The sequence below is a fragment of the Streptomyces sp. CB03238 genome (genome assembly GCF_002099185.1).
Classification (GTDB): domain Bacteria; phylum Actinomycetota; class Actinomycetes; order Streptomycetales; family Streptomycetaceae; genus Streptomyces.
The window spans coordinates 1-23,199 of the sequence record NZ_NBCN01000042.1 but is presented as its reverse complement, the minus strand read 5'-3'; the positions used below and the strand labels follow the sequence as shown (position 1 = coordinate 23,199).

Annotated in this window: 19 protein-coding genes; 9 read left to right on the top strand and 10 right to left on the bottom strand. The window is 71.4% G+C overall.

The genetic code is table 11. The annotated features are described in order from the left end of the window. The first annotated feature begins 163 nt into the window (after positions 1-163). Positions 164-730 (top strand): DJ-1/PfpI family protein, encoded by a 567-nt coding sequence (locus BKD26_RS37625; protein WP_084907576.1) that lies wholly within the window; start codon positions 164-166, stop codon positions 728-730. 470 nt (positions 731-1,200) lie between these two features. Here the strand turns inward: BKD26_RS37625 and BKD26_RS37620 are convergent, their stop codons facing one another. Next, complete coding sequence (locus BKD26_RS37620) at positions 1,201-1,863, bottom strand: HAD family hydrolase (RefSeq protein ID WP_084907574.1); 663 nt, start codon at positions 1,861-1,863, stop codon at positions 1,201-1,203. 57 nt (positions 1,864-1,920) lie between these two features. Beyond that, positions 1,921-2,427, bottom strand: coding sequence for a hypothetical protein (locus BKD26_RS37615; RefSeq protein ID WP_084907572.1), 507 nt, complete (start codon positions 2,425-2,427; stop codon positions 1,921-1,923). A 279-nt stretch (positions 2,428-2,706) separates the two neighbouring features. On the opposite strand from BKD26_RS37615, the gene BKD26_RS37605 reads away from it, so the two are divergent. Continuing rightward, complete coding sequence (locus BKD26_RS37605) at positions 2,707-3,183, top strand: Rv3235 family protein (RefSeq protein WP_084907568.1); 477 nt, start codon at positions 2,707-2,709, stop codon at positions 3,181-3,183. A 73-nt stretch (positions 3,184-3,256) separates the two neighbouring features. Here BKD26_RS37605 and secA read toward each other — a convergent pair whose 3' ends face one another. After that, complete coding sequence (secA, locus tag BKD26_RS37600; protein WP_084907566.1) at positions 3,257-6,082, bottom strand: preprotein translocase subunit SecA; 2,826 nt, start codon at positions 6,080-6,082, stop codon at positions 3,257-3,259. A 253-nt stretch (positions 6,083-6,335) separates the two neighbouring features. Here secA and BKD26_RS37595 point away from each other — a divergent pair, with 253 nt between their 5' ends. Both BKD26_RS37595 and BKD26_RS37590 read left to right on the top strand, forming a co-directional pair. Then, complete coding sequence (locus BKD26_RS37595; protein ID WP_084907564.1) at positions 6,336-6,905, top strand: GNAT family N-acetyltransferase; 570 nt, start codon at positions 6,336-6,338, stop codon at positions 6,903-6,905. Positions 6,906-6,953: 48 nt separating this feature from the next. Next, complete coding sequence (locus tag BKD26_RS37590; RefSeq protein ID WP_084907596.1) at positions 6,954-8,126, top strand: crosslink repair DNA glycosylase YcaQ family protein; 1,173 nt, start codon at positions 6,954-6,956, stop codon at positions 8,124-8,126. 14 nt (positions 8,127-8,140) lie between these two features. Here the strand turns inward: BKD26_RS37590 and BKD26_RS37585 are convergent, their stop codons facing one another. From BKD26_RS37585 to mtnA, 7 genes are all read right to left on the bottom strand, one after another. Beyond that, positions 8,141-8,914, bottom strand: a complete 774-nt coding sequence (locus BKD26_RS37585; protein ID WP_073750463.1) for a response regulator transcription factor — start codon at positions 8,912-8,914, stop codon at positions 8,141-8,143. Between the two features lie 191 nt (positions 8,915-9,105). Beyond that, complete coding sequence (gene raiA, locus BKD26_RS37580; RefSeq protein ID WP_084907563.1) at positions 9,106-9,795, bottom strand: ribosome-associated translation inhibitor RaiA; 690 nt, start codon at positions 9,793-9,795, stop codon at positions 9,106-9,108. Between the two features lie 333 nt (positions 9,796-10,128). After that, entirely contained in the window at positions 10,129-10,854 is a 726-nt protein-coding gene (locus BKD26_RS37575) for a ComF family protein (protein ID WP_084907561.1), read from the bottom strand. Positions 10,855-11,660: 806 nt separating this feature from the next. Next, positions 11,661-13,523, bottom strand: a complete 1,863-nt coding sequence (locus tag BKD26_RS37570; protein WP_084907559.1) for an LpqB family beta-propeller domain-containing protein — start codon at positions 13,521-13,523, stop codon at positions 11,661-11,663. After that, complete coding sequence (gene mtrB, locus BKD26_RS37565; RefSeq protein WP_084907557.1) at positions 13,513-15,531, bottom strand: MtrAB system histidine kinase MtrB; 2,019 nt, start codon at positions 15,529-15,531, stop codon at positions 13,513-13,515. Before mtrB ends, BKD26_RS37570 begins: the two co-directional genes overlap by 11 nt. A 1-nt stretch (position 15,532) precedes the next feature. Beyond that, complete coding sequence (gene mtrA, locus BKD26_RS37560; protein ID WP_007448372.1) at positions 15,533-16,222, bottom strand: two-component system response regulator MtrA; 690 nt, start codon at positions 16,220-16,222, stop codon at positions 15,533-15,535. Positions 16,223-16,226: 4 nt separating this feature from the next. Next, positions 16,227-17,384 (bottom strand): S-methyl-5-thioribose-1-phosphate isomerase, encoded by a 1,158-nt coding sequence (mtnA, locus tag BKD26_RS37555; protein ID WP_084907555.1) that lies wholly within the window; start codon positions 17,382-17,384, stop codon positions 16,227-16,229. A 182-nt stretch (positions 17,385-17,566) separates the two neighbouring features. Between mtnA and BKD26_RS37550 the strand changes: the two genes are divergently transcribed. The 5 genes from BKD26_RS37550 to BKD26_RS37530 are packed head-to-tail and all read left to right on the top strand — an operon-like array spanning position 17,567 to position 23,021. Beyond that, positions 17,567-18,799, top strand: coding sequence for a hypothetical protein (locus tag BKD26_RS37550; RefSeq protein ID WP_084907554.1), 1,233 nt, complete (start codon positions 17,567-17,569; stop codon positions 18,797-18,799). Positions 18,800-18,803: 4 nt separating this feature from the next. Beyond that, on the top strand, positions 18,804-19,490 hold the full coding sequence (locus BKD26_RS37545) for a DUF4129 domain-containing protein (protein ID WP_084907552.1): 687 nt from the start codon (positions 18,804-18,806) through the stop codon (positions 19,488-19,490). Next, positions 19,490-20,719 (top strand): DUF4350 domain-containing protein, encoded by a 1,230-nt coding sequence (locus BKD26_RS37540; RefSeq protein WP_084907550.1) that lies wholly within the window; start codon positions 19,490-19,492, stop codon positions 20,717-20,719. The genes BKD26_RS37545 and BKD26_RS37540 overlap by 1 nt, the downstream gene beginning before the upstream one ends. Beyond that, the gene (locus tag BKD26_RS37535) at positions 20,716-21,699 is read left to right on the top strand and encodes a MoxR family ATPase (protein ID WP_084907548.1); all 984 of its coding nucleotides are present in this window, start codon (positions 20,716-20,718) and stop codon (positions 21,697-21,699) included. The genes BKD26_RS37540 and BKD26_RS37535 overlap by 4 nt, the downstream gene beginning before the upstream one ends. Positions 21,700-21,710: 11 nt before the next feature. Further along, positions 21,711-23,021: a DUF58 domain-containing protein gene (locus BKD26_RS37530; protein WP_084907546.1), complete on the top strand. Its 1,311-nt coding sequence runs from the start codon at positions 21,711-21,713 to the stop codon at positions 23,019-23,021. Positions 23,022-23,199: the final 178 nt, after the last annotated feature.

Below are 23,199 nucleotides of genomic sequence, written 5' to 3'. Positions count from 1 at the left end.
CTGGCCGGGGGCTTCGCTGCCCCCATGGCATATCGCGCTGATCACGGGTCCAGGCTATCGCTCCTGACCCCCGGCCCGTCATGAGCCGTATGTGTACAAAACCCGGCCCGGAAGTTTGACACTGTGGACAGCGACACGTGCCCCCGAACAGAGGCAGGCAGTGATGAGCGTGAAGATCCTGATCGTCACCGGTGACGCGGCGGAATCCCTGGAGGTGCTGTACCCGTACCAGCGACTGCGCGAGGAGGGGTACGAGGTCCACATCGCCGCCCCGGCCCGCAAGACGCTCCGCTTCGTCGTCCACGACTTCGAGCCGGGCTACGACACCTACACCGAGAAGCCCGGCTACACCTGGCCCGCCGACCTGGCCTTCTCGGAGGTCGAGCCCAGCCAGTACGCCGCCGTGGTCGTCCCGGGCGGCCGGGCCCCCGAGTACCTCCGCAACGACCCGGAGCTGCGCAAGATCCTCAAGTCCTTCTTCGACGCCGACAAGCCGGTCGCCCAGATCTGCCACGGCCCGCTCCTGACAGCCGCGATCGGCGCCCTGGACGGCCGCCACGTGACGGCCTACCCGGCCCTGGAACTCGACATGCAGGCCGCCGGCGCCACCTTCCAGGACACCGAAGCCGTCGTCGACGGCACCCTGGTCTCCTCCCGCGCCTGGCCGGACCATCCGGCCTGGATGCGCGAGTTCCTCCAAGTCCTCCGCACCAAGTCCCCCGCGACATAACCCCTCCCGGCCCGGCACGGCCGGTGCCGCCGGTACGAGAGGGTGCGGTTGGTGCCGCCGGTACGGCCCGGCGCGGCCGGGAACCCACGGACCCGCGCCCGCACGTCCGGTACCGCGGGCGCGGCCCGGAACTCCACCCACCCGCACGGGCCGTGCGGGTGGGTCCCAGCCCTCACCGGGCCCGCACACGCACCCACCACCACCCGCCAGCCGCCGACGGCGCCCCCCGCAGGAAGACCCGCACCAACCCTGCCACCCGCACGGTGGGTGGTGCGGGTGGGAACCCCAGCCCGGCCGCCAGGCCGGGCGCACCCCACCGCCCCGCACCCGCGGGCGAACCGCCACCGCCCCGCACCGCCGCGCACCCGCGGGTGCACCCCGCCGCCCCGCACCCGCAAGCGCACCCCACCACCCCGCACCCACCCGGCGCAGCCGCCCGCGCGGACTTCACGCCCTCGCCCGGCCACGGGCTACGCCACCAGCTCCTCCGCGACCGCCACCGCTTCCTCCAGCGAGTCCACGACGGGCACCCCGGCCATCACCAGGCTGGCCCGGCTGTGCGAGCCGCCCGTGTAGAGCACCGCCCGCGCACCCACGTGCGCCGCCGCGACCGCGTCGTCCGCGGCGTCCCCGATGACGACGATCCGCTCAGGCGGCACGCCCTCCAGCGCGACGAGATGCCGCACCATGTGCTCCGCCTTGCCGGCCGTCGAGTCGCCTATCCGCCCGTCCACCCGGACGAACCGCTCCTCGATGCCGTGCCGCCGCACGATCGGCACCAGGAGCTCGTGCGGGGCCAGCGACAGCAACGACTGGGTGAGTCCCGCCGCCTGCCGGGCGGCCAGAAGCTCGGCGGCGCCGTCCGCGAGCCCGCACACCTCGGCCCGCACCCAGTAGTGCCGGTGGAACGCCTCGTCCATGATCAGCCACTCCGCCTCGGTCGGCAGGCGCCCCATCAGCCGCTCGTAGAACAGCGGGACCGGCACGCAGTACAGCTCCCGGTACCGCGCGAGCGTGATCGGCTCCAGGCCTATCTCCTCGAACGCGGCGTTCGTCGCCCCGATGACCGCGTCGATGTCATCGAGCAGCGTCCCGTTCCAGTCCCACACCAGGTGGGTGCTGCGCTTCCCCATGCCCAAAAGGTACCGGCACGGTCCGACAACGAGCCCCCACCAACCAAAAACCGCAGGTCAGCCGATCAACCCGGGAATCTCCTGCACCCCGAACCACAGCAGCTCATGATCCTCCGCCCCGTCCACCACGAACTGCGCGTCGTCGTCCCCGTGATCCGCCGCGCCCAGCGCGTCCGCCGCCGCCGACACGTCGTCCCTGGCGTCGTCCGCGTCCACGTGCACCGCCGCCGCCTTGGCCAGCGGCACCGCCCGCGCGATCCGCACCTCGCCCACCGACGAGGGATCCAGCGCCCCGTCGGGGTCGGCGACCGCGGCCCCGTCCGGTACGTCGACGGCCACCACGACCCTCAGTCGCGCCGCGGACGGATCGGCGGCCAGCATCCGCAGCGACGCGGCCGCCGCCCGGCTCAGGGCGGCGTACTCGAGTTCCTCGATGTCGTCGGAGACGTACCACTCGCGCAGCCCGGGCGTCACCGCGTACGCGGTCAGGGGGCCGGGGCCCAGTTCGCCCGCCTTGTGCGCCTGTGCGAGACCGGGGAGGGTCAGGGGGACGTAGACGCGCATGGCAGGCCGCTTTCGTAGTCGGGAGACGCCCTCAGGATACGTGGGGAGTCCCCCTTCAGGGCCGGTGGCCACCGTCTCGCCGCGTCCACCCCGCACGCCGCCGCACCCGGCCGTGGCCGCACCCCGCCGTCCCGCCGTCACCCGGATAGGTGATGCCTCCACCACTTCGGCACCCGCTCGGGCACCGATTGCGGCCGCCCGCCCCGCCCCCGTAGAAGATCACCACCACAAGTTACCGCCCGGTACACAACCGGGTCCTACGGAACGGGGGCGATCATCATGAGCACCACCGCAACCAGGACGACGTCCGGCCCGGCCCGCCGCCGGGACCAGCGCGGCCCCGGCACGGTCCGGCCCGGTTCACCCCGCCCGGCCGCGGCCACCACCGCGACCCGCACTCCCACCCCCACCCCCACCCCCACCCGCCGGGGCCCGCTCCCGCCCCACGTCCTCTTCGCCGAACGGCTGCTCGCCGTCCTCAGCGGTGAGCGCCCCGTCCACTGGATGCTCGGCCAGACCGTCGCCGAGGCCTACGACCAGCTGATCGCCCTCGCGCCCACCACCCCGCTGCGCGCCCGCGGCGCACGCCCCGTCATCCGCCGCTGCGGCGGCTTCCCGCTGCGCCCGGGCGTGGTCGAGGCGTTCGCGAGCATCGCGGCGGGCGAGCAGGTCCGGGCGATGGCGTTCCGCCTGGAACAGGGCACCGACCGCAAATGGCGCTGCGCCGCCGTGGAACTCGGCGGCCGGCGCCACTGACGTACACCAACGAACGGGGCCGAGCACGCGACTCCCGTCACGCACCCGGCCCCGAAAGCACTCCTACGGAGAGTTACTTCTTACGGCGACGCCCGCCCTTCTGCGCCTTGCGTCGCTCCGCACGCGTCATGCCGTCCGCCGCGGACCGGGCCGCTCCGTCCCCGTTCTCGAAGTCGCCCTCGATGATGTCGCCCTCGCCGTCGACCTTCGGCGCGGAGAAGTGCAGCCGGTCCGGCCGCTTGGGGGCCTCCAGCCCCTTGGCGCGGATCTCGGGCCGCCCGGCACCGGCCTGCGCCGGTACGGCGTCCTCCTTGGCCAGGGACGTCTTCGCAGCGGCCGCGTCCTGCACCGGGACCTCCTCGACCTGCTGCTCGACCTGGACCTCCAGGTTGAACAGGTAGCCGACGGACTCCTCCTTGATGCCCTCCATCATCGCGGTGAACATGTCGAAGCCCTCGCGCTGGTACTCGACCAGCGGGTCCTTCTGCGCCATCGCGCGCAGACCGATGCCCTCCTGGAGGTAGTCCATCTCGTAGAGGTGCTCGCGCCACTTGCGGTCCAGGACCGACAGCACGACACGCCGCTCCAGCTCACGCATGATGTCGGAGCCGAGCTGCTTCTCACGCGCGTCGTACTGCTCGTGGATGTCCTCCTTGACGGACTCCGCGATGAACTCGGCGGTGATGCCGGCCCGGTCGCCGACCGCCTCCTCCAGCTCCTCGATGGTGACCTTGCACGGGTAGAGCTGCTTGAAGGCGCCCCACAGCCGCTCCAGGTCCCACTCCTCGGCGAAGCCCTCGACGGTCTCCGCCTCGATGTAGGCGTCGATCGTGTCGTCCATGAAGTGGCGGATCTGCTCGTGCAGGTCCTCGCCCTCCAGGACGCGGCGGCGCTCGCCGTAGATGACCTCACGCTGCCGGTTGAGGACCTCGTCGTACTTCAGGACGTTCTTACGCGTCTCGAAGTTCTGCTGCTCGACCTGCGACTGCGCGGACGCGATCGCGCGCGTGACCATCTTGTTCTCGATCGGTACGTCGTCGGGAACGTTGGCCATCGACATGACGCGCTCGACCATCTGCGCCTTGAACAGCCGCATCAGGTCGTCACCGAGGGACAGGTAGAACCGGGACTCGCCCGGGTCGCCCTGACGGCCGGAACGGCCGCGCAGCTGGTTGTCGATACGCCGCGACTCGTGCCGCTCCGTGCCCAGCACGTACAGCCCGCCGAGCGCCTTGACCTCCTCGAACTCGGCCTTCACGGCGAGCTCGGCCTTCTCCAGCGCGGCGGGCAGGGCGGCGGCCCACTCCTCCACGTGCTCGACCGGATCCAGGCCGCGCTGGCGCAGCTCGGCCTCGGCGAGGTCGTCGGGGTTGCCGCCCAGCTTGATGTCGGTACCACGGCCGGCCATGTTGGTGGCGACGGTGACGGCGCCCTTGCGGCCGGCCTGGGCGACGATCTGCGCCTCACGGTCGTGCTGCTTGGCGTTGAGCACCTCGTGCTGGATGCCGCGCTTGGACAGCTGCTGCGACAGGTACTCGGACTTCTCGACCGACGTCGTACCGACGAGGATCGGCTGGCCCTTCTTGTGCTTCTCCTCGATGTCGTCGACGACCGCGGCGAACTTGGCGACCTCGGTGCGGTAGATCAGGTCCGACTGGTCCTTGCGGATCATCGGCCTGTTCGTCGGGATCGGGACGACGCCCAGCTTGTAGATCTGGTGGAACTCGGCGGCCTCGGTCATGGCCGTACCGGTCATACCGGACAGCTTGTCGTAGAGGCGGAAGAAGTTCTGCAGGGTGATCGTGGCGAGGGTCTGGTTCTCGTCCTTGATGTCCACCCCTTCCTTCGCCTCGATCGCCTGGTGCATGCCCTCGTTGTAGCGGCGGCCGGCGAGGATACGGCCGGTGTGCTCGTCGACGATCATGACTTCGCCGTCGATGACGACGTAGTCCTTGTCCTTCTTGAACAGTTCCTTGGCCTTGATGGCGTTGTTCAGGTAACCGACGAGCGGAGTGTTCACCGACTCGTAGAGGTTGTCGATGCCCAGCCAGTCCTCGACCTTGGCGACGCCGGACTCGTGGATGCCGACAGTGCGCTTCTTCTCGTCGACCTCGTAGTCACCGGTCTCCTCGATGCCCTTGAGGGGGTTTCCGGGCTCGCCCCTCTTGAGGCGGGTGACCAGCTTGGCGAAGTCGCCGTACCACTTGGTCGCCTGGTCGGCCGGGCCGGAGATGATCAGCGGCGTACGGGCCTCGTCGACCAGGATGGAGTCGACCTCGTCGACACAGGCGAAGTTGTGGCCGCGCTGGACGAGCTCGTCCTTGGACCACGCCATGTTGTCGCGCAGGTAGTCGAAGCCGAACTCGTTGTTCGTGCCGTACGTGATGTCGCAGTTGTACTGCTCGCGGCGCTGCGACGGCGACATGTTGGAGAGGATGCAGCCGACCTTCAGGCCCAGGAACTTGTGGACCCGGCCCATCATGTCGGAGTCGCGCTCCGCCAGGTAGTCGTTGACGGTGATCATGTGCACGCCCTTGCCGGACAGCGCGTTCAGATACGCCGGCAGCGTGCCGACGAGGGTCTTGCCCTCACCGGTCTTCATCTCGGCGACGTAACCGAGGTGCAGCGCGGCGCCACCCATCAGCTGGACGTCGTAGTGGCGCTGACCGAGCACGCGCTTGGCGGCCTCGCGGACCGTCGCGAACGCTTCGGGCATCAGGTCGTCGAGGCTCTCACCGTCGGCGTACCGCTGCTTGTACTCCTCGGTGAGCGCCCGCAACTCGGCGTCGGAGAGGTTGACGAAGTCCTCTTCGATGGAGTTGACCTGGTCCGCGATGCGGTGCAGTTTGCGCAGGATCTTGCCTTCGCCTGCACGCATGAGCTTGTTGAAGACGGACACTGAGGTTGGTCTCCTTGCCGGTCGGGCCTGGCACTAGGTCTTGTCATGGACACTGGCACGGGCACGGCAGGTGGGCCCCACCGCAACGGCCATCGTAAGCGAGGACGCCACCGCGCCGGGAGGTCCGCGCTCACCTGGGCCGACTGCCGCGCCGACATGCCGCCCTCAAGAAGAACGCGCGGGGCCTACGGAAGGTGCCGCTGAACCCGAAAAGTGTTCGCCCCGCCCCTCCCCGCCCCTCCAGAATCCCGCCATGGAGCCCGTCACCCTCACCACCGAGCGCCTGAGCTTGCGCCCGTTCACGCTCGACGACACCGACGCCGTGTACGCGGCCTGCCAGGACCCGGACATCCAGCGCTGGACGGTCGTGCCGTCCCCGTACGAGAGGCATCACGCGGAGGACTTCCTCGGGCGCATCGTGCCCGACGGCTGGCGCACCGGGTACGACCTGGACTTCGCCGTCCTGCTCCGCGCGGGCGGCCCGCTCGTGGGCGCCGTCGGAGTACGCGGGCACTCGGGAGTGTGGGAGATCGGCTTCTGGACGGCCAGGGAGCACCGCGGCGGCGGCTACGCCACGGAGGCCGTCGTGGCCCTGGCGCGGTGGACCTTCACGACGACCGGGTGCACGCGGCTGGTGTGGCGCGCCGAGGTCGGCAACACGGGATCGCGCACCGTCGCCGAGAAGGCCGGCTTCACGGTGGAGGGCGTCCAGCGCGCGGGCCTCGTCAACAAGGGCACCGTCCGCGATGCGTGGATCGGCTCCCTGCTTCCCTCGGACCTCGGCCTGCCGAGCCCCGTGCCCTATCTCCCGGCCGGCAGCTGACTGTCAGTGCCGCCCTCTATCGTGCCGAGCATGACGACCGTGCGGACCATGACGCCCCTGCCGACTCCCACCGCCGAGCTCTCCGCCGACGAGACCCGTCGTATCGCGCTGCGCGCCCAGGGCTTCCTGGGCGCGCCGGACCGCCGCGCCGGGGTGCGCGGCGTACTGCGCCGGCTCGGCGCCGTCCAGCTGGACACGATCTCGGTGCTGGCCCGCTCCCACGAGCTGATCCCGTACGCACGGCTGGGCGCCGTCGGCCGCCGGACCGTCGACGCGGCGTACTGGACGGACGGACACGCCTTCGAGTACTGGTCGCACGCGGCGTGCATCCTGCCGGTCGAGGAGTGGCCGCACTTCGCCTTCCGCCGCCGCGCCTACCGCAAGCGCCCGCAGTGGCACCACGACCTGCCGGACGACGCCTACAACGCGGTGATCAAGCAGCTGCGCGCCGAGGGCCCGCTGACCGCCACGGAGCTCGGCGGCGCGAAGAACGGCGGCGAGTGGTGGGACTGGTCGGAGTCGAAGGTCGCCGTCGAGCGGGCGCTGATGTTCGGGGAGGTGGTGTGCACCGAGCGGCGCGGCTGGAAGCGGGTGTACGACCTGGCCGAGCGGGCCATCCCTGATCACCTGCTGCACGACGAGCTGGACGACACCGAGTGTCTGCGCCGGCTGGTGCGGCTGGCGGGGCAGGCGCTGGGCGTGGGCACGCGCGCGGACATCGCCGACTACCACCGGCTCAAGGGCGAGCAGTTCGACGCGGTGGTCGCCGACTCGGGGCTGGTGCCGGTGCGCGTGCAGGGCTGGGACAAGCCGGCCTGGGCGGACCCGGAGGCCCTGGCGGGCGTGGCGCGCGGCCGTCACCGTACGACCCTGCTGTCGCCGTTCGACTCGCTGATCTGGGAGCGGGCGCGCACGGAACGGATCTTCGGCTTCACGCACCGCCTGGAGGCGTACGTCCCCAGGCAGAAGCGGATACACGGCTACTTCGCGATGCCCCTGCTCGCGGGCGGGAAGCTGATGGGCCGGGTGGATCCGGCCCGCGAGGGGAAGACCCTGGTGGCCAAACAGGTGTCGCTGGCCTCCCCGAAGGCCGTGGCCCCCATGGCGGAGGCGCTGCGGGAGGCCGCCGAGTGGGTGGGCTGCGACTCCGTACGGATCGAACGGGTCGACCGCCCGGAGCTCGCCCCCGAGCTGTCGTCCGCCCTGGCCCGTCTCACCTGAGCCTCACCCGGTCCTCACCTGATCTCGAGGATCTTCTCCCGCATCGCGTAGACCACCGCTTCCATCCTGGAGTGCAGCTGGAGCTTCTCCAGGATGTTGCGGACGTGGTTCTTCACGGTGTTCTCCGAGATGAACAACTCCTTGGCGATGTCCCGGTTGTTCATGCCGGTGGCGACCAGCTTCAGGACCTCCAGCTCCCGGTCGGTCAGTCGGGGCGCCGGAACGAGCCGGCGCTCGTCGGTGCGCTGGATCATCGACTTGAACTCGGTGAGGAGCTTCGACGCCATCGACGGGCTGATCTGCGACTGACCGTCCGCGACCGCCCGAATGGCGGTGGCCACCTCGTCGGTGGAGATCTCCTTGAGGAGATAGCCGGTCGCACCCGCCTTGATCGCGTCGTAGAGGTCGGCCTCCTCGTCGCTGATCGTCAGCATGATGATCTTGGCGCTGGGGGCCACCTCCTTGATGGAGGTGCAGGCCTCGATACCGCCCCGCTTGGGCATCCGGACGTCCATGAGCACGATGTCGGGCAGCAGGTCGGCGGCCTTGTCGACGGCTTCCGCGCCATCGCCCGCCTCGCCGACCACCTGGATGTCCTCCTCCTGCGCGAGGACGATCTCCAGGCCTCTGCGGAAGAGGGCGTGGTCGTCCACGACCAGGACCCTGATGGGCTCCTTGCGGGATGCGCCGCCGTCCGTGTCGGTGTCGGCACCGCTCCCGCACCCCGCTCCGCCCACCGGGGCGTCGGAGCCGCCCGGGTGGTGCACCGGGCCGAAGCTGTCCGCCATCGTTCCTCCCCCTGCAGGCCTGCCTGACGTTCATGTGCGGTACGCCAACCTCGGCCCTCGGAGCATCGGTTGGCGCGCCCTGCCATGATTTCATGCCCGGACGGCGAAGCGGTGATCCTGTGGTCGCACGGTGGTGCCCCTGGGGGCGCACACGGCGCTCCAGGGGCACCACCGGGGTCGTTCAGCTGCTGTCAGCCACCGAGCGCGCCGCCCGCACCGCCGGCCTCGGAGCCGGCCAACGGGTCGCTCTCCAGATGGATGACGCCGTAGTCGTAGGCGTGCCGGCGGTAGACGACGCTGGGCAGCTTCGTCTCGGAGTCGACGAACAGGTAGAAGTCGTGACCGACCAGCTCCATCTCGTAGAGAGCCTGGTCGAGTGACATCGGGGCGGCTGTGTGGGTCTTCTCGCGGACCACCAGAGGTCCTTCGCCCCGCACCTCCAGCGAGCCCATCCTCTTGGTGGGGACGGACTCCGGCCGCTCCTCCACCGCCACGCCGCCGTTTCCGTTCAGCCGGGCCACGCCCGGAACCGCGTCGGAGACCTCCGCGGCCGACAGACGGCCGTTGCCCCGGCGGGTGTGACGCTTGTCGTGCTGCCTGCGCAGCCGTGCCTCCAGCTTGCCCGTCGCGAGGTCAAGGGCTGCGTAGGGGTCGCCTGCCGCCGCCTCCGCCCGGATCACCGGCCCCCGGGAGTGGAGGGTGATTTCCACGCGGTCCGACCGGTCTGCCTGCCGCGGGTTGTGTTCCTTGGACACCTCGACGTCGAGGCTGATCACCTTGGCGTCGAGCTTCTGGATCTTCTCCAGCTTCAGCTTCTCGGCCACGTGCTTGCGGAACCGCTCGGGCACCTCGGTCTTGCGGCCTTTGACGACGATGTCCACGCAGAACTCCGTTCCCGGATCGCTCCTGCCGACTCACCGGCCGGCGAGCATCTCCCTTTTGCACCAGACCCCGGTGAGTACCGGAGCCTCGGACTTGGCGACTCGACCTCCTCCTCCCCCGTCGGCAAGATCCCCACCCCACCACCTTGGATGTCCTGACCGCTACCCGGAAACGGACCCGGAACACGGCAGTGCATTCGGTGAAGCGCGGCTTTCGCCATTCCTCACACCCGAACATAGCTCGCTCGGACGGGTGTCGGCACCCGCTATCCGCACGAACCTCCGATCAGGTGTTTTTGCTCTCTCAGTACCTGCAACGATGCAAGTTCCCCGTCAGTTCCGGTTTATTTCGAACGACATCGGCGGGGCGGCGACAACTGCGGCACTCATCTGTACGACTCCCCGGAATTGCGGCTCCGAACCGGCACGCAGTACCCGTGCCGCCTCGACCAGCGAAGCCCCGGTGGTCATGAGATCGTCGACCAGTACGGGCCTGCCGGCCGCCAGTAGCTTCCCTCCGCCGGCCGCCACCTCCAGCGCCCCGGCCAGGTTCGCCAGCCTCTCCCGCGCGCCCAGCCCGGACTGGTCCGCCACCGCCCGCCGCTGCCGCAGCACGGGCACCACCCGCGCCGCCACCCCCGTACGCCGTATTTCGGCCGCCGCCGCCAGCGCGATCCGCCGCGCCGCGTCGTGCCCACGCGCCCGCACCACGCGCCGCGCGGAAGGCACCGGCACCAGGAGCAGCGGCCCGCCGCCCGAGCGCCCACAAGCGACAGAGGCCCGCACGGCCCCCGCGAGCGCGACCCCCAGCGGCCCGGCCAGCCCGAGCGCGCCACGCTCCTTGTGCCCGAGCAGCACCGCCCGTACCGCATCCGCATAAGGCGCCGCGGCACACACCACCGGCAGCCCCACCGGCTCCGGCACCGGCCTCACCCGCCGCCCACCCGCTCCGCACAGCGCCCACCGGCACGCCTCGCACAACGACGTACGAGCCCGCCCGCACCCACCACAGGCCACCGGCAGAACCAACCCCGCGATCTCCCGCCACCACCAGCGCATACCCCCACGGTCCCAAGCCCCCCACTGCGCATCCACCCCTGTGGAAAACCCCGACGGCTCAGCCCCCGCACCCCATGCCAACCACGCGAAACATGACGGGCCCACCGCGTCCGTCACCCGAGTGCCGCGGGCACCCCTCATCCCGCCCATGCCCCGCTGCCCCCACCCGGCGCGGCCAGGAGGCCCCGCGGACATCACACGCCGCCCCGCCGGGCCCCACACCCGGAGCCGCGGCAGCAACCGCCCGGCTGGGTCGGCAACCCCGGCCCGCTTGGCCCGTGCCTCCCCGCCCCCGCGGCCTCCACACGTCGCCCCGCGGGGCAAGGGGCAAAAGCAGCCCGCTGGCCCGGCAGGACGCGCCCAGGGCCCTGAGGGCATCACAGCCGGACCCACTGGCCCACACCGGCGCACCGGCGGGGCCGCGGCAGCAGCCGCCCGGCTGGGCCGGGTCGGCAACCCCGGCCCGCTTGGTCCGCGCCACACGTCCCACCCGGACACCACGGCGTTCCCGTTCCCCACGGCCTGCACACGTCACCCATCGGCCCCGATGCGACCCCAGCAGCCCGCCGGCCGAAGGACGCACCCCGGGGCGTGCCGGCCCCATAGGGCAGGCCGGGCCCGCGCAGCGCGCCCCGGGGCCTCCGCCCCGCACCACCGCGCATGCGGAGCGCGCCGACCCAGCAGGACGCGCCCGGGCCCGCCCGCCCCCTCGGCACGTAGTAGCGCGCCCTGGCGCGCCGGGCCCACACAGCGCACCGCACGCGGAGCCCCGCTCGGCCCCGTGCTGGGCCGGTGGCGGCGCGGCGTCAGCCGGGGTAGACGGGGGACGTGCCCTTCTCCACCATCGGCTGCCAGTTCGCGCCCGCCTGCAGCCGCACGATGCCCGCGTCGGCGGAGGCCGCCACCAGCGGGGCGCGTTCGTCGTTCGACGCCGCGACCACCTTCACCTGGTTCAGCCCCGGAATCGCCGCGGCCGAGGTCGAACCGTCCGTCTGGATGTAGCGCACCTGCTGCACCCCGCCGGCCAGCTTGCCCAGCACCACCAGCCGGCTCTGTCCCGCCCACGACACCGACGTGACCGACTCCATCCGCGGGGCGATGGCCTGGAGGTCCACGACCTGTACCGACTGCTTCGCACCGGCGCCCTGCCGCTCGACCCGCCCGATGTGCAGGGTCGTCTTGTCGCCCTCCCGGAGCAGCAGCGCCATGCGCACCCCGTCCTCGGACACCCGCAGCGCCTCGACCCGCACTCCGTCGGCGAGCTGCGGAGCCGTGACCGGCAGGGGCTCCCCGGAGCCCTCCGGCAGGAACAGCAACCGCGGATTCGCCGGGTCGCGGTCGGCGACCCACAGGTTGCCGCGGCCGTCCCAGCTCGGCGCGGACAGCCGGTCATCGAGCTTCGCGCCCTCGCTGCTCACCAGCGGTTCCGGCAGCTCCACGCCCGCGTCCGAGACCACGGAGGCCACCCGCAAGTAACGGTCACCCTCCGAGACCACGGCCGCCCGACGCTCATCGCGGGCGACCGCGACCTTGCCGACCTTCACCGACCCGTTCCCGAACGGCCCCGGCACGGGCGACGGCGTGCCGGGGTTCTCCACCCCGGCCTTGAGCTTCGCCAACCGTCCGGACGCGTTGATGAAATAGGGGTTCACCTCAGGGCTGCCCGGCGGGGCGGCCCGGTAGTTCTCCTTCTGGCTCTCTCCCACCAGGCACAGCGCGCGCCCGTCCTCACGCTGCAGTTCGACCTGTTCCACCCTGACGAAACCCAGATCGCCCACGGTGAACAGCAATTGCGCCGCCATCCGCCTGCACGTGCCGAAGCCGATGTTTTCCGCCTTTTTATTGAGCGGCACCTTGAGCTTGTTCTGGTCGTCGGGCGTCAGTGACGTGACGCCGTCCTTCAGCGCCACGCCCCTGGGGAAGCTGGAATCCACCACCGGGTCCAGCCAGTTCGTCGGCCCTTCGAGCAGTGCCTTGACCGTCTGCGCCACCGGGTCCATCCGCGTCACCGGATCCTGCCGCTGCCGGATGTACACCGGGTCTGCCACGACCCAGTGCCGACCGGAGGCGAAGTAGAACGTGTTGACGGAACGGTAGTTGCGCTGGAAGTCCGACTCGCCGAGCAGCAGCCCCGGCGGCAGCCTGTCGATACGCCATTCCTTGCCCGTGCCGTCCGGGCCGGGCGCCTGCACCAGCTGGATCGTGCCGGTGTAGTTGGACATGGGCGTCGGCCGGTAGGCGTGCCGGCTGTCCAGCGTCGCGATCCGCTTGCCGAGCAAGGAGTAGACGCGACGGTCCTGCGTCTCACGGATGCTGCTGCGCTCCGGCGGCTGTGTGCTGACGGGCGCGGAGGTGAGCACCGTGGTGAGCTCCTCCGGCTTCCACTCCCGCGCCGCCTTCTTGGTCAGGTACTTGCGGGCCGTCGCGAAACCCGGGTCGTCACCGGTCATCGCCTCCAGGAACCCGTTGACGATCTCGTCCGGCTCCGCGTCCTCCCGCGGTGTCACCGGATACACCCGCACCTGGGAGTCCCCGGGGTTGGACGCCTTCACCGGGGAGACGTCCCCACTGTCCGGCATCGACCCACACCCGGCCAGCAGCACGCCGCATCCGAGCAGCGCGACCGCGCGCACCGTACGTCCACGGCCGCGACGACGCTCAGCGCCCACGAGTCGTACCCTCCCGTTTCACATCCTGCGTCGAGGACGAGACGTCCTCGCCCGCCCGCTGACCGGCTCCGCGCGCCACCACCCGCGACCCGCTGCCGGGCAGCGCCGTCGGATCGGCGGCCACCTGCGCCGCCTGCCGCGGCGGCAGTGCCGTACGCGTCGGAGCGGGCAGCCCAGCCCGCGTCGAGCTCCCGCCCTGTCCCGGGACCGTCGGCAGCCGGCCGGCGCCCTGCGACGCCTCTTCGGCGGCCGCCCGCTCCCGGTTGCGCCGCGAGTCCTCCGGTTCCAGGGGTATCGGCGAACCGCGCAACGGCTCGTCCGCCGTACGCGGCAGCGTCAGCCGGAACTGCGAACCGCCGCCCGGCTCCCCCCACGCCTGCAGCCAGCCGCCGTGCAGCCGCGCGTCCTCCACGGCGATCGACAGGCCCAGCCCCGTACCACCCGTGGTACGAGCCCGAGCCGGGTCCGCCCGCCAGAAGCGGTTGAACACCCGCGTCGCCTCGCCCGGCTTCAGCCCGACCCCGTAGTCGCGCACCGCCACGGCCACCGCGCCGCCCGCCGCGGCCATCCGCACCACCACGTCCCGGCCCTCACCGTGCTCCACGGCGTTGACGACCAGGTTCCGCAGCACCCGCTCGACGCGGCGTGCGTCGGCCTCCGCGACCACCGGCTGCTCATCGCCCACGACGAGGATCCGGCCGCCCTTGCGCTCGGCCAGCGGCTCGGCCCCGCCGATCACCCTGCGGACGACCTCCCGCAGGTCTATCGGCTCGGCCTCCAGCGCCGCCGCGCCCGCGTCGAAGCGGCTGATCTCCAGCAGGTCCGACAGCAGCGACTCGAACCGGTCCAGCTGGTCCCCCAGCAGTTCCGCCGAACGCGCCGTCACCGGATCGAAGTCCTCACGCGCCTCATGGATGACATCGGCCGCCATCCGTACGGTGGTCAGCGGCGTACGCAGCTCGTGCGAGACGTCCGAGACGAACCGCCGCTGCATCCGCGACAGCTCCTCCAGCTGCTGGATCTTCAGCTGGAGGTTCTGCGCCATCTTGTTGAAGGCCTCGCCCAGCCGCGCGATGTCGTCCTCGCCGGTGACCTTCATCCGCTCCTGCAGCCGGCCCGCCGACAGCCGCTCGGCGATCCCGGCCGCCATCCGTACCGGCGTGACGACCTGCCGCACCACCAGCCACGCGATCGCGCCCAGCAGCACCACCACGAACAGCCCGGCCGTCGCGAGCGTCGTCTTGACCAGGGCGAGGGAGTCCTCCTCCTGCGTCAGCGGGAAGAGGTAGTACAGCTCGTACGGATTGCCGTCGATGTCATTGAGGCGTTTGCCGATGACCAGCCCGGCCTCCGACGGCTTGCCGTCCGAATAGTTGATCCGGGTGTACGTCTGGAACGTCCCCGCCTGCGAGACGGACTCCCGCAGCTTCGCCGGAATGCTCCGCGCCGGTTCCACCCCGCCGGAAGCCCGTGCGCCACGGCTGGGCGCCGCGCCCTCCGTGTCGGAGCTGAGCGCCACCACGTTGAACGCGCCCTGGCCGCCGCTCGCCAGCTGCACGACGAGATCGGACCGCCAGTTCAGCGACGCCCCGGCCGTTCCGCCGTCCCCGGCACCCCCGCCCTGGCCGCCCGTCCCCGGCTGCTGGTTCGCCTGGTCCTGCGCGGCGGAGAACCCACCGGACGCCTGGCTCTGGGCAGCCCTCTCCTTGGCGTCCAGCAGACCGTTGCGCATCTGGCCGATGACGACGAACCCGAGCAGCAGCACCACTCCGAGCGACATCAGCAGCGTGCCGGCGACCACCCGCAACTGGAGGTTCCGCCGCCACAGCCGGGCGGCCGGAAGCAACGGCCGGCGCACCCAGCGCACCAGGAGCCGGAGCACCGGACCGCCCGGCGCCCCGTCCTGGAGCAGACGGCCCGGACGCCATGACTGACGCCCCGGCCCGGCAGCCCGCCCCGCACGGACTCCCGGGTTCCCGGGCTTCGGAGCAGCACTGCCGCGGGACATGTCAGCTCGGTCCGGCCTTGTAACCGACACCACGGACGGTCACCACGATCTCCGGCCGCTCCGGGTCCTTCTCGACCTTGGAGCGCAGCCGCTGCACATGCACGTTCACCAGCCGCGTGTCCGCGGCGTGGCGGTAACCCCACACCTGCTCCAGCAGCACCTCACGGGTGAACACCTGCCACGGCTTGCGGGCCAGCGCGACCAGCAGGTCGAACTCGAGCGGAGTCAGGGCGATCGACTGCCCCTCCCGCTTCACCGAGTGGCCCGCCACATCGATGACCAGGTCGCCGATGGTCAGCTGCTCAGGCGCCGGCTCCTCCGACCTCCGCAGCCGCGCCCGGATCCGGGCGACCAGCTCCTTCGGCTTGAACGGCTTGACGATGTAGTCATCGGCACCGGACTCCAGCCCGACCACCACATCGACGGTGTCGCTCTTGGCGGTGAGCATCACGATCGGCACTCCGGACTCGGCCCGGATGAGCCGGCACACCTCGATGCCGTCCCTTCCGGGCAGCATGAGGTCCAGCAGCACCAGGTCCGGCTTGGCCTCCCGGAAAGCGGCAAGTGCCTTGTCGCCGTCCGCTACGAACGACGGCTCGAAACCTTCACCACGCAGCACAATCCCGAGCATCTCGGCCAGTGCGGTGTCGTCGTCGACGACAAGGACTCGTCCCTTCATAATCGACATCATCCCATTAGCTAATCGTTACCTGGCGTGACCTGGCACACAGCTCGGCAATTCCTCCCCCGGTGACCGGGGACACCACCCCCTGCTCGGTGACGATCGCCGTCACCAGGTCCGGGGGCGTGACATCGAACGCGGGGTTGTACGCCTGCGTTCCCAGCGGCGCCACCGGCAGCCCGCCGCCCGCTCCTGCTCCCACTCCCCCCGTCGCCACCTGCGGCGGAGCAGTGAGCTCCGTCACCTCCTGTCCGGCCCGCTGCTCCACCTCTATGGACGCCCCGTCCGGCGTCTCCAGGTCGATCGTCGTGATGGGCGCCACCACCACGAACGGCACATGGTGGTACCTGGCCAGCACCGCGAGCGGATAGCTCCCCACCTTGTTCGCCACCGAACCGTCGGCGGCGATCCGGTCCGCCCCGATCAGCACCGCGTCCACCTCCCCCGCGGCGAACAGCGAGCCCGCCGCATTGTCGGTGAGCAGCGTGTACGCCATGCCATTGCGGGCCGCCTCGTACGCCGTCAGCCGCGCCCCCTGCAACAGCGGCCGGGTCTCGTCCACCCACAGCCGCCGTAGCCTGCCCGTCCGGTGCGCCTCCAGCGCCACGGCGAACGCGGTCCCCTCGCCGCCCGACACCAGCGCCCCGGTGTTGCAGTGGGTCAGGATCCGGTGGCCGCCGCCCGGCAGCAGCTCGTCCAGCAGCGCCAGCCCGTGGCCCGCCATCAGCGCACTGGCCTCGGCGTCCTCCCGGTGCAGATCCCTGGCCTCAGCCAGAGCCGCCTCCGCGGCGCGCTCCCGGCCCTCCCCCTTCTCGAGCGCCGCCCGGTACGCACCGGCCGCCCGGCGCACCCCGTACCCGAGGTTCACGGCGGTGGGCCGCGCCCCGGCCAGCAACGCGGCCGCGTCCTCCACGTCGAAGCCTCGCACGGCGGCCAGCGCCACGCCGTAGGCACCGGCGATGCCGAGCAGCGGCGCTCCGCGCACAGCGAGCGTCTGGATCGCCTGGACCAGCGCCGGCACATCCGTGCAGACCAGCTCGACCTCCTCGGTGGGCAACCGCGTCTGGTCGAGGAGCACCACCACCGGCCCTTCCGGCGGTTCCTCCCAACGCAGTGCGGGGAGGGTGGGCGGTTCGGCGGCGCCGGGAGTTCGTGCGTACTGATCAGCCATCCGCCCAGTCTGCCCGCTGAACCACGGACAATGAAGGTGCCAAGGAGATCCGACCCCAGGCCCGGCCGCCGACCGCGCGTGGCACCATGGCTGCCAACCTGCCGCCCCACCGAGCGGCCCGGCACCGTGACCGAGCCGGCTCGACGAGCCGGCACCGCGACCAATCCACGAGGTGGACGACCGTGAACGACACTCCGGGCTGGGCCTCGCCCGGATCCTCGCCCTCCGACGGCCAGGGCGCCAACGTCCCACGGCCCGCCGAGCCCACCGACGCCCCCGGCGCGCCCTCCACATGGTCCAAGCAGCAGCCGCCCGCCGGCCAGTGGTCCCCGCCGACCGTGCCCGGCCCATCCGGCCCCGTTCCGCCCCCCGCGCCCGCACCCGGATGGAGCGGCGGTCAGGGCCAGGGCGGCTGGGGCCGGCCCCCGGCCGCCAAGCCCGGTGTCATCCCGCTGCGCCCCCTCGGCGTCGGCGAGATCCTCGACGGTGCGGTCTCCACTCTGCGCGCGCACTGGCGCACCGTGCTCGGCATTACGCTCACCGTCTCCGTCATCACGAAGATCGGCGACGTCCTCCTCCAGCGCTACGTCGTACCGGCGCCACCGCAGCTCAAGCCGAACCCGACTCCGCAGGAGGCTCTGGACCAGTTGGTGCAAAGCCTCAAGGCGAGTCTCATCTCCCTGGGCCCCACGATGGCGCTCACCCTCATCGGCACCTTCTTCACGACCGCCCTGCTGACCATCGTGATCAGCCGCGCCGTGCTCGGCCGCCCCGTGACGCTCTCCGACGCCTGGCGCGAGGCCCGTCCCAGGCTGCCCCAGCTTCTCGGCCTGACCCTCTTGCTGCCGCTGCTGAGCGTCGCCATCATGACCATCGGCCTGCTCCCCGGCCTGCTCCTCGACGGCTCCGCAGCAGGCGTGCTGCTGACCATCCTGGGCGGCCTCACCGCCGCCGCGGTCGTCATCTGGCTCCTCGTCCGGTTCAGCCTCTCCTACTCGGCACTGATGCTGGAACGACAGGGCGTGGCCGCGTCGTTGCGCCGCTCGGCCAAGCTGGTCCAGGGCGCCTGGTGGCGGATCTTCGGCATCCTGATGCTCACCATGCTCCTGCTGACCCTCATCACGATGATCATCGGACTGCCCTTCGCCTTCGTCGCGCTCGCGGTGGACGGGGACGGACTGGGCGGCCTGATCACGGGCACGACCACCGAATTCGGCTGGCCCTTCCTGATCATCACCGGCGTCGGGGCGGTCATCGCCGCCTCGATCACCTACCCGATCTCCTCGGGGGTCTCCGTCCTGCTCTACATCGACCAGCGCATCCGCCGGGAGGCCCTCGACCTGGATCTGGCCCGCGCCGCCGGCGTGCCCGGGTACGGCTCCCCCTCGCCCGGCGACACCACCCCCGGGAGCTGATGCGGTGCCGACCACGGGGGGCCTGACGACAGCGTGGCCGACGGTCCACGCGAACGACGACGTACCGCTGGACACTCCCCGCGTCCCCGCCCGCGAGGCGGCGGAGCGGGAGCTGTCCAAGCCCATGTACCACGAGAACGACCCCAACCTGCTCCAGCGCGCGCTCGACAGCTTCTGGGACTGGGTGGGCCGGCTCTTCGACTCCGCGTCGGGAGCCGCCCCGGGAGGCCTACTCGGACTCGTGGCGATCGCCCTGATCGTCCTGGCCCTCGTCGGCGCCCTGTGGTGGCGCCTGGGCACTCCGCAGCGCACCCCCGTCACCGCCGACTCCCTCTTCGACGACCGTCCTCGCAGCGCCACCGAACACCGCACCGCCGCCGAGGAGCACGCCGCCGCCGGCCGCTGGAACCAGGCCGTCCAGGAACGGATGCGAGCCATTGTGCGCTCCCTGGAAGAACGCACCCTCCTCGACCCCCGCCCAGGCCGCACCGCCGACGAGGCGGCAGCCGAGGCCGGCCGACCCCTCCCTGCCCACGCGGACGAACTCCGAGCCGCCGCCCGCGCCTTCGACGACGTCACATACGGTGGCCGCACCGCCGACCAGCGCACGTACCAGCGCCTCAAGGACGTGGACACCGCGCTGGAACGGGCCAAGCCCCACCTGAGCAACGCCGCCCAGGGAGCGGCCTGATGACCGCCACCTCCACCGCCTCCGCCACCTCGACGTCCCTCACCGCCCGCCAGCTCTGGACCCGAGCCAGAGGCCTGCTGCTCGCCCTGGCCATCCTCATCGTGGCCGGAATCGTCATGGCCCTCGTGCGCTCCGACGCCCAGCACGGCCATCTCGACCCCCGCTCCGCCGATCCCAACGGCAGCCGCGCCGTCGCCGAACTCCTCAAGCAACGCGGGGTCACCACCCGCGTGGTCACCACTCTCGACGAGGCCACCGCCGCGACCGGCCCCGACACCACGCTCCTCGTCACCACCCCCGACCTGCTGACGGACCACCAGCAGAGCGTCCTGCGCGGCGACATGGACACCGCACGAGGCCGCACAGTGCTCCTCTCCGCCGGTCCCCCCTCCGTCGGCACCCTGGCGCCCGATGTGACCACGGGCTCCTCCACCCCGGTGTCGGCACGCTCCCCCCAGTGCTCCCTGCCGGCCGCCGAGCGCGCAGGCACCGTCGACCTCGGTGGCGAGCGCTACACGACCGCCCTCCCCGGCAGCGACGCCTGCTACCGCAGCGACGGCCTCGCCACCCTCCTGCGGATCAACGGCCCCGCCGGTGGCGACACGGTGCTCCTCGGCTCTCCCGACATCCTCTACAACGACCGCCTGGACAAGCAGGGCAACGCCTCGCTCGCCCTTCAACTCCTCGGCTCCCGGCCTCATCTCGTCTGGTACCTCCCCTCGCTCAGCGATCCCTCCGCCGTCGGCGGAAGCGATGACGGCGGCGACAGCGGCGACGGGGAAGAAGACGCCGGCGAACGCGGCTTCCTCGACCTGATCCCCTCCGGCTGGCTGTGGGGCACCCTGCAACTCGCCCTCGCCGCCGTGCTCGCCGCCATCTGGCGCGCCCGCCGCCTCGGCCCCCTTGTCACCGAACACCTTCCCGTCGTCATCCGCGCCTCCGAGTCCACCGAGGGCCGGGCCCGCCTCTACCGCCGGGCGAATGCCCGCGACCGCGCGGCCACCGTCCTGCGCGCCGCGACCCGAACCCGACTCGCCCCCCTCCTGGGCGTCCCACCGGCGGAAGCCCACTCCCCCGAAGCCCTGCTCCCTGCCGTCTCTGCGCGGCTCGCCGCCGGCGACAGGGACCTCAGGGCTCTCCTTTTCGGCCCGGCTCCCGCCGACGACGCCACACTCACCCTCCTCGCAGACCAACTCGACGCCCTCGAAAGAGAGGTACGCACCTCATGAGTGCCCCGACCCCCGAGACCGCTGACAACTCGGACAGCGCCCGCTCCTCCCTGGAGGCCCTGCGCACCGAGATCGCGAAGGCCGTGGTCGGGCAGGACCCCGCTGTCACCGGACTCGTCGTCGCCCTGCTCTGCCGAGGCCACGTCCTCCTCGAAGGTGTGCCCGGTGTCGCCAAGACGCTGCTCGTCCGCGCGCTCGCCGCATCTCTCGAACTGGACACCAAGCGTGTCCAGTTCACCCCCGACCTGATGCCGAGCGACGTCACGGGCTCCCTGGTCTACGACGCCCGCACCGCCGAGTTCTCCTTCCAGCCCGGCCCGGTCTTCACCAACCTCCTGCTCGCCGACGAAATCAACCGCACTCCACCCAAGACCCAGTCGTCGCTCCTGGAGGCGATGGAGGAGCGCCAGGTCACGGTCGACGGCACACCCCGCCCGCTCCCCGAACCCTTCCTCGTCGCCGCCACGCAGAACCCCGTCGAGTACGAGGGCACCTACCCGCTTCCCGAAGCGCAACTGGACCGCTTCCTTCTGAAACTGACGGTCCCTCTCCCCTCACGCCAGGACGAGATCAACGTCCTGACCCGGCACGCCGAGGGCTTCAACCCCCGCGACCTGCACGGCGCCGGAGTACGCCCCGTTGCCGGCCCCGCCGAACTGGAAGCCGCCCGCGCCGCCGTCGCCAAGACCTCCGTCTCCCCCGAGATCGCCGGCTACGTCGTCGATATCTGTCGTGCCACCCGTGAATCCCCCTCACTCACCCTCGGCGTCTCCCCACGAGGCGCCACCGCACTGCTCTCCACGGCCCGCGCCTGGGCCTGGCTCACCGGCCGCGACTACGTCATCCCGGACGATGTGAAGGCCCTTGCCCTGCCCACCCTGCGCCACCGCATCCAGCTGCGGCCCGAGGCGGAGATGGAAGGAGTCACCCCCGACTCCGTCATCACCGCGATCCTGGCCCACGTCCCCGTACCCCGATGAGGCAGTGACCTGTGGCCCTCACCGGACGAACCGCGCTCCTCGCCGCGATCGGCTCTCTCCCCGTCGGCATCCTCGCCCCCAGCTGGACGGGGATGCTCGCTGTCAACGCGCCCCTCTCACTCGCAATTCTGTGCGACTACGCGCTCGCCGCGCCAGTGCGAACGCTGCGGTTCACCCGAAGTGGTGACACGAGTGTTCGACTCGGTGACAGTGCCGAAATCCATCTCACCGTCAGCAACCCCTCCCGGCGACGCCTACGCGCGCATCTCCGCGACGCCTGGCCGCCCAGCAGTTGGCTACCCGGCAGCGAGCAGTCCGCGTCCCGCCACAAGCTGACGATCCCGGCGGGCGAGCGTCGGCGCCTCACCACCGTCCTCCGGCCCACCCGCCGCGGCGACCGCCAGGCCGAACGCGTCACCGTGCGCTCATACGGCCCACTCGGCCTCGCCGCACGCCAGGGCAACCACAAGGTCCCCTGGACGGTCCGTGTCCTGCCACCGTTCGCCAGCCGCAAGCACCTTCCGTCCAAACTGGCCCGCCTCCGCGAGCTCGACGGCCGCACCAGCGTCCTCATCCGAGGCCAAGGCACCGAGTTCGACAGCCTCCGCGAGTACGTTCCCGGCGACGACACCCGTTCCATCGACTGGCGGGCCACCGCCCGCCAGACCACCGTCGCCGTACGCACCTGGCGCCCCGAACGCGACCGCCACATCCTCATCGTCCTCGACACCGGCCGCACGTCGGCCGGCCGAGTCGGCAACGTGCCCCGCCTCGACGCGTCCATGGACGCCGCGCTCCTCCTCACCGCGCTCGCCTCACGAGCCGGCGACCGCGTCGACCTCCTGGCCTACGACCGCCGCACCCGCGCCCGCGTCCAAGGCCGTTCCGCCAACGACATCCTCCCGGCCGTCGTGAACGCCCTTGCACCCCTCGAACCCGAGCTGATCGAGACCGACGCGCGCGGTCTCAGCTCGGCCGCCCTCACCAGCGCCCCACGCCGCTCGCTCGTCGTCCTGCTCACCAGCCTCGAAGCCGCCCCCATCGAAGAAGGCCTGCTTCCGGTACTTCCGCAGCTCACACAGCGCCACACCGTTCTGGTGGCCTCTGTCTCGGACCCCCACGCGGAGGAGATGACGAAGGCACGCGGCACCGTCGAAGCGGTCTACGAAGCCGCCGCCGGCACCCAAACCCAGGCCCAGCGCCGCCGCACATCGGAACAGCTCCAACGCCACGGCGTCACAGTCGTGGACGCCACCCCGGACAACCTGGCGCCGGCTCTTGCCGACGCCTATCTCGCCCTGAAGGCAGCGGGCCGTCTCTGACCGCATATCTAAACGCCGGGGCGGACCGACCCAGGAGGAGGGATCGGTTCCTGCCCGTAAACGCAGAAAAGCCCCGCACCATAAGGTGCGGGGCTTTCCCACAATAATTGTTCGGCGGTGTCCTACTCTCCCACAGGGTCCCCCCTGCAGTACCATCGGCGCTGAAAGGCTTAGCTTC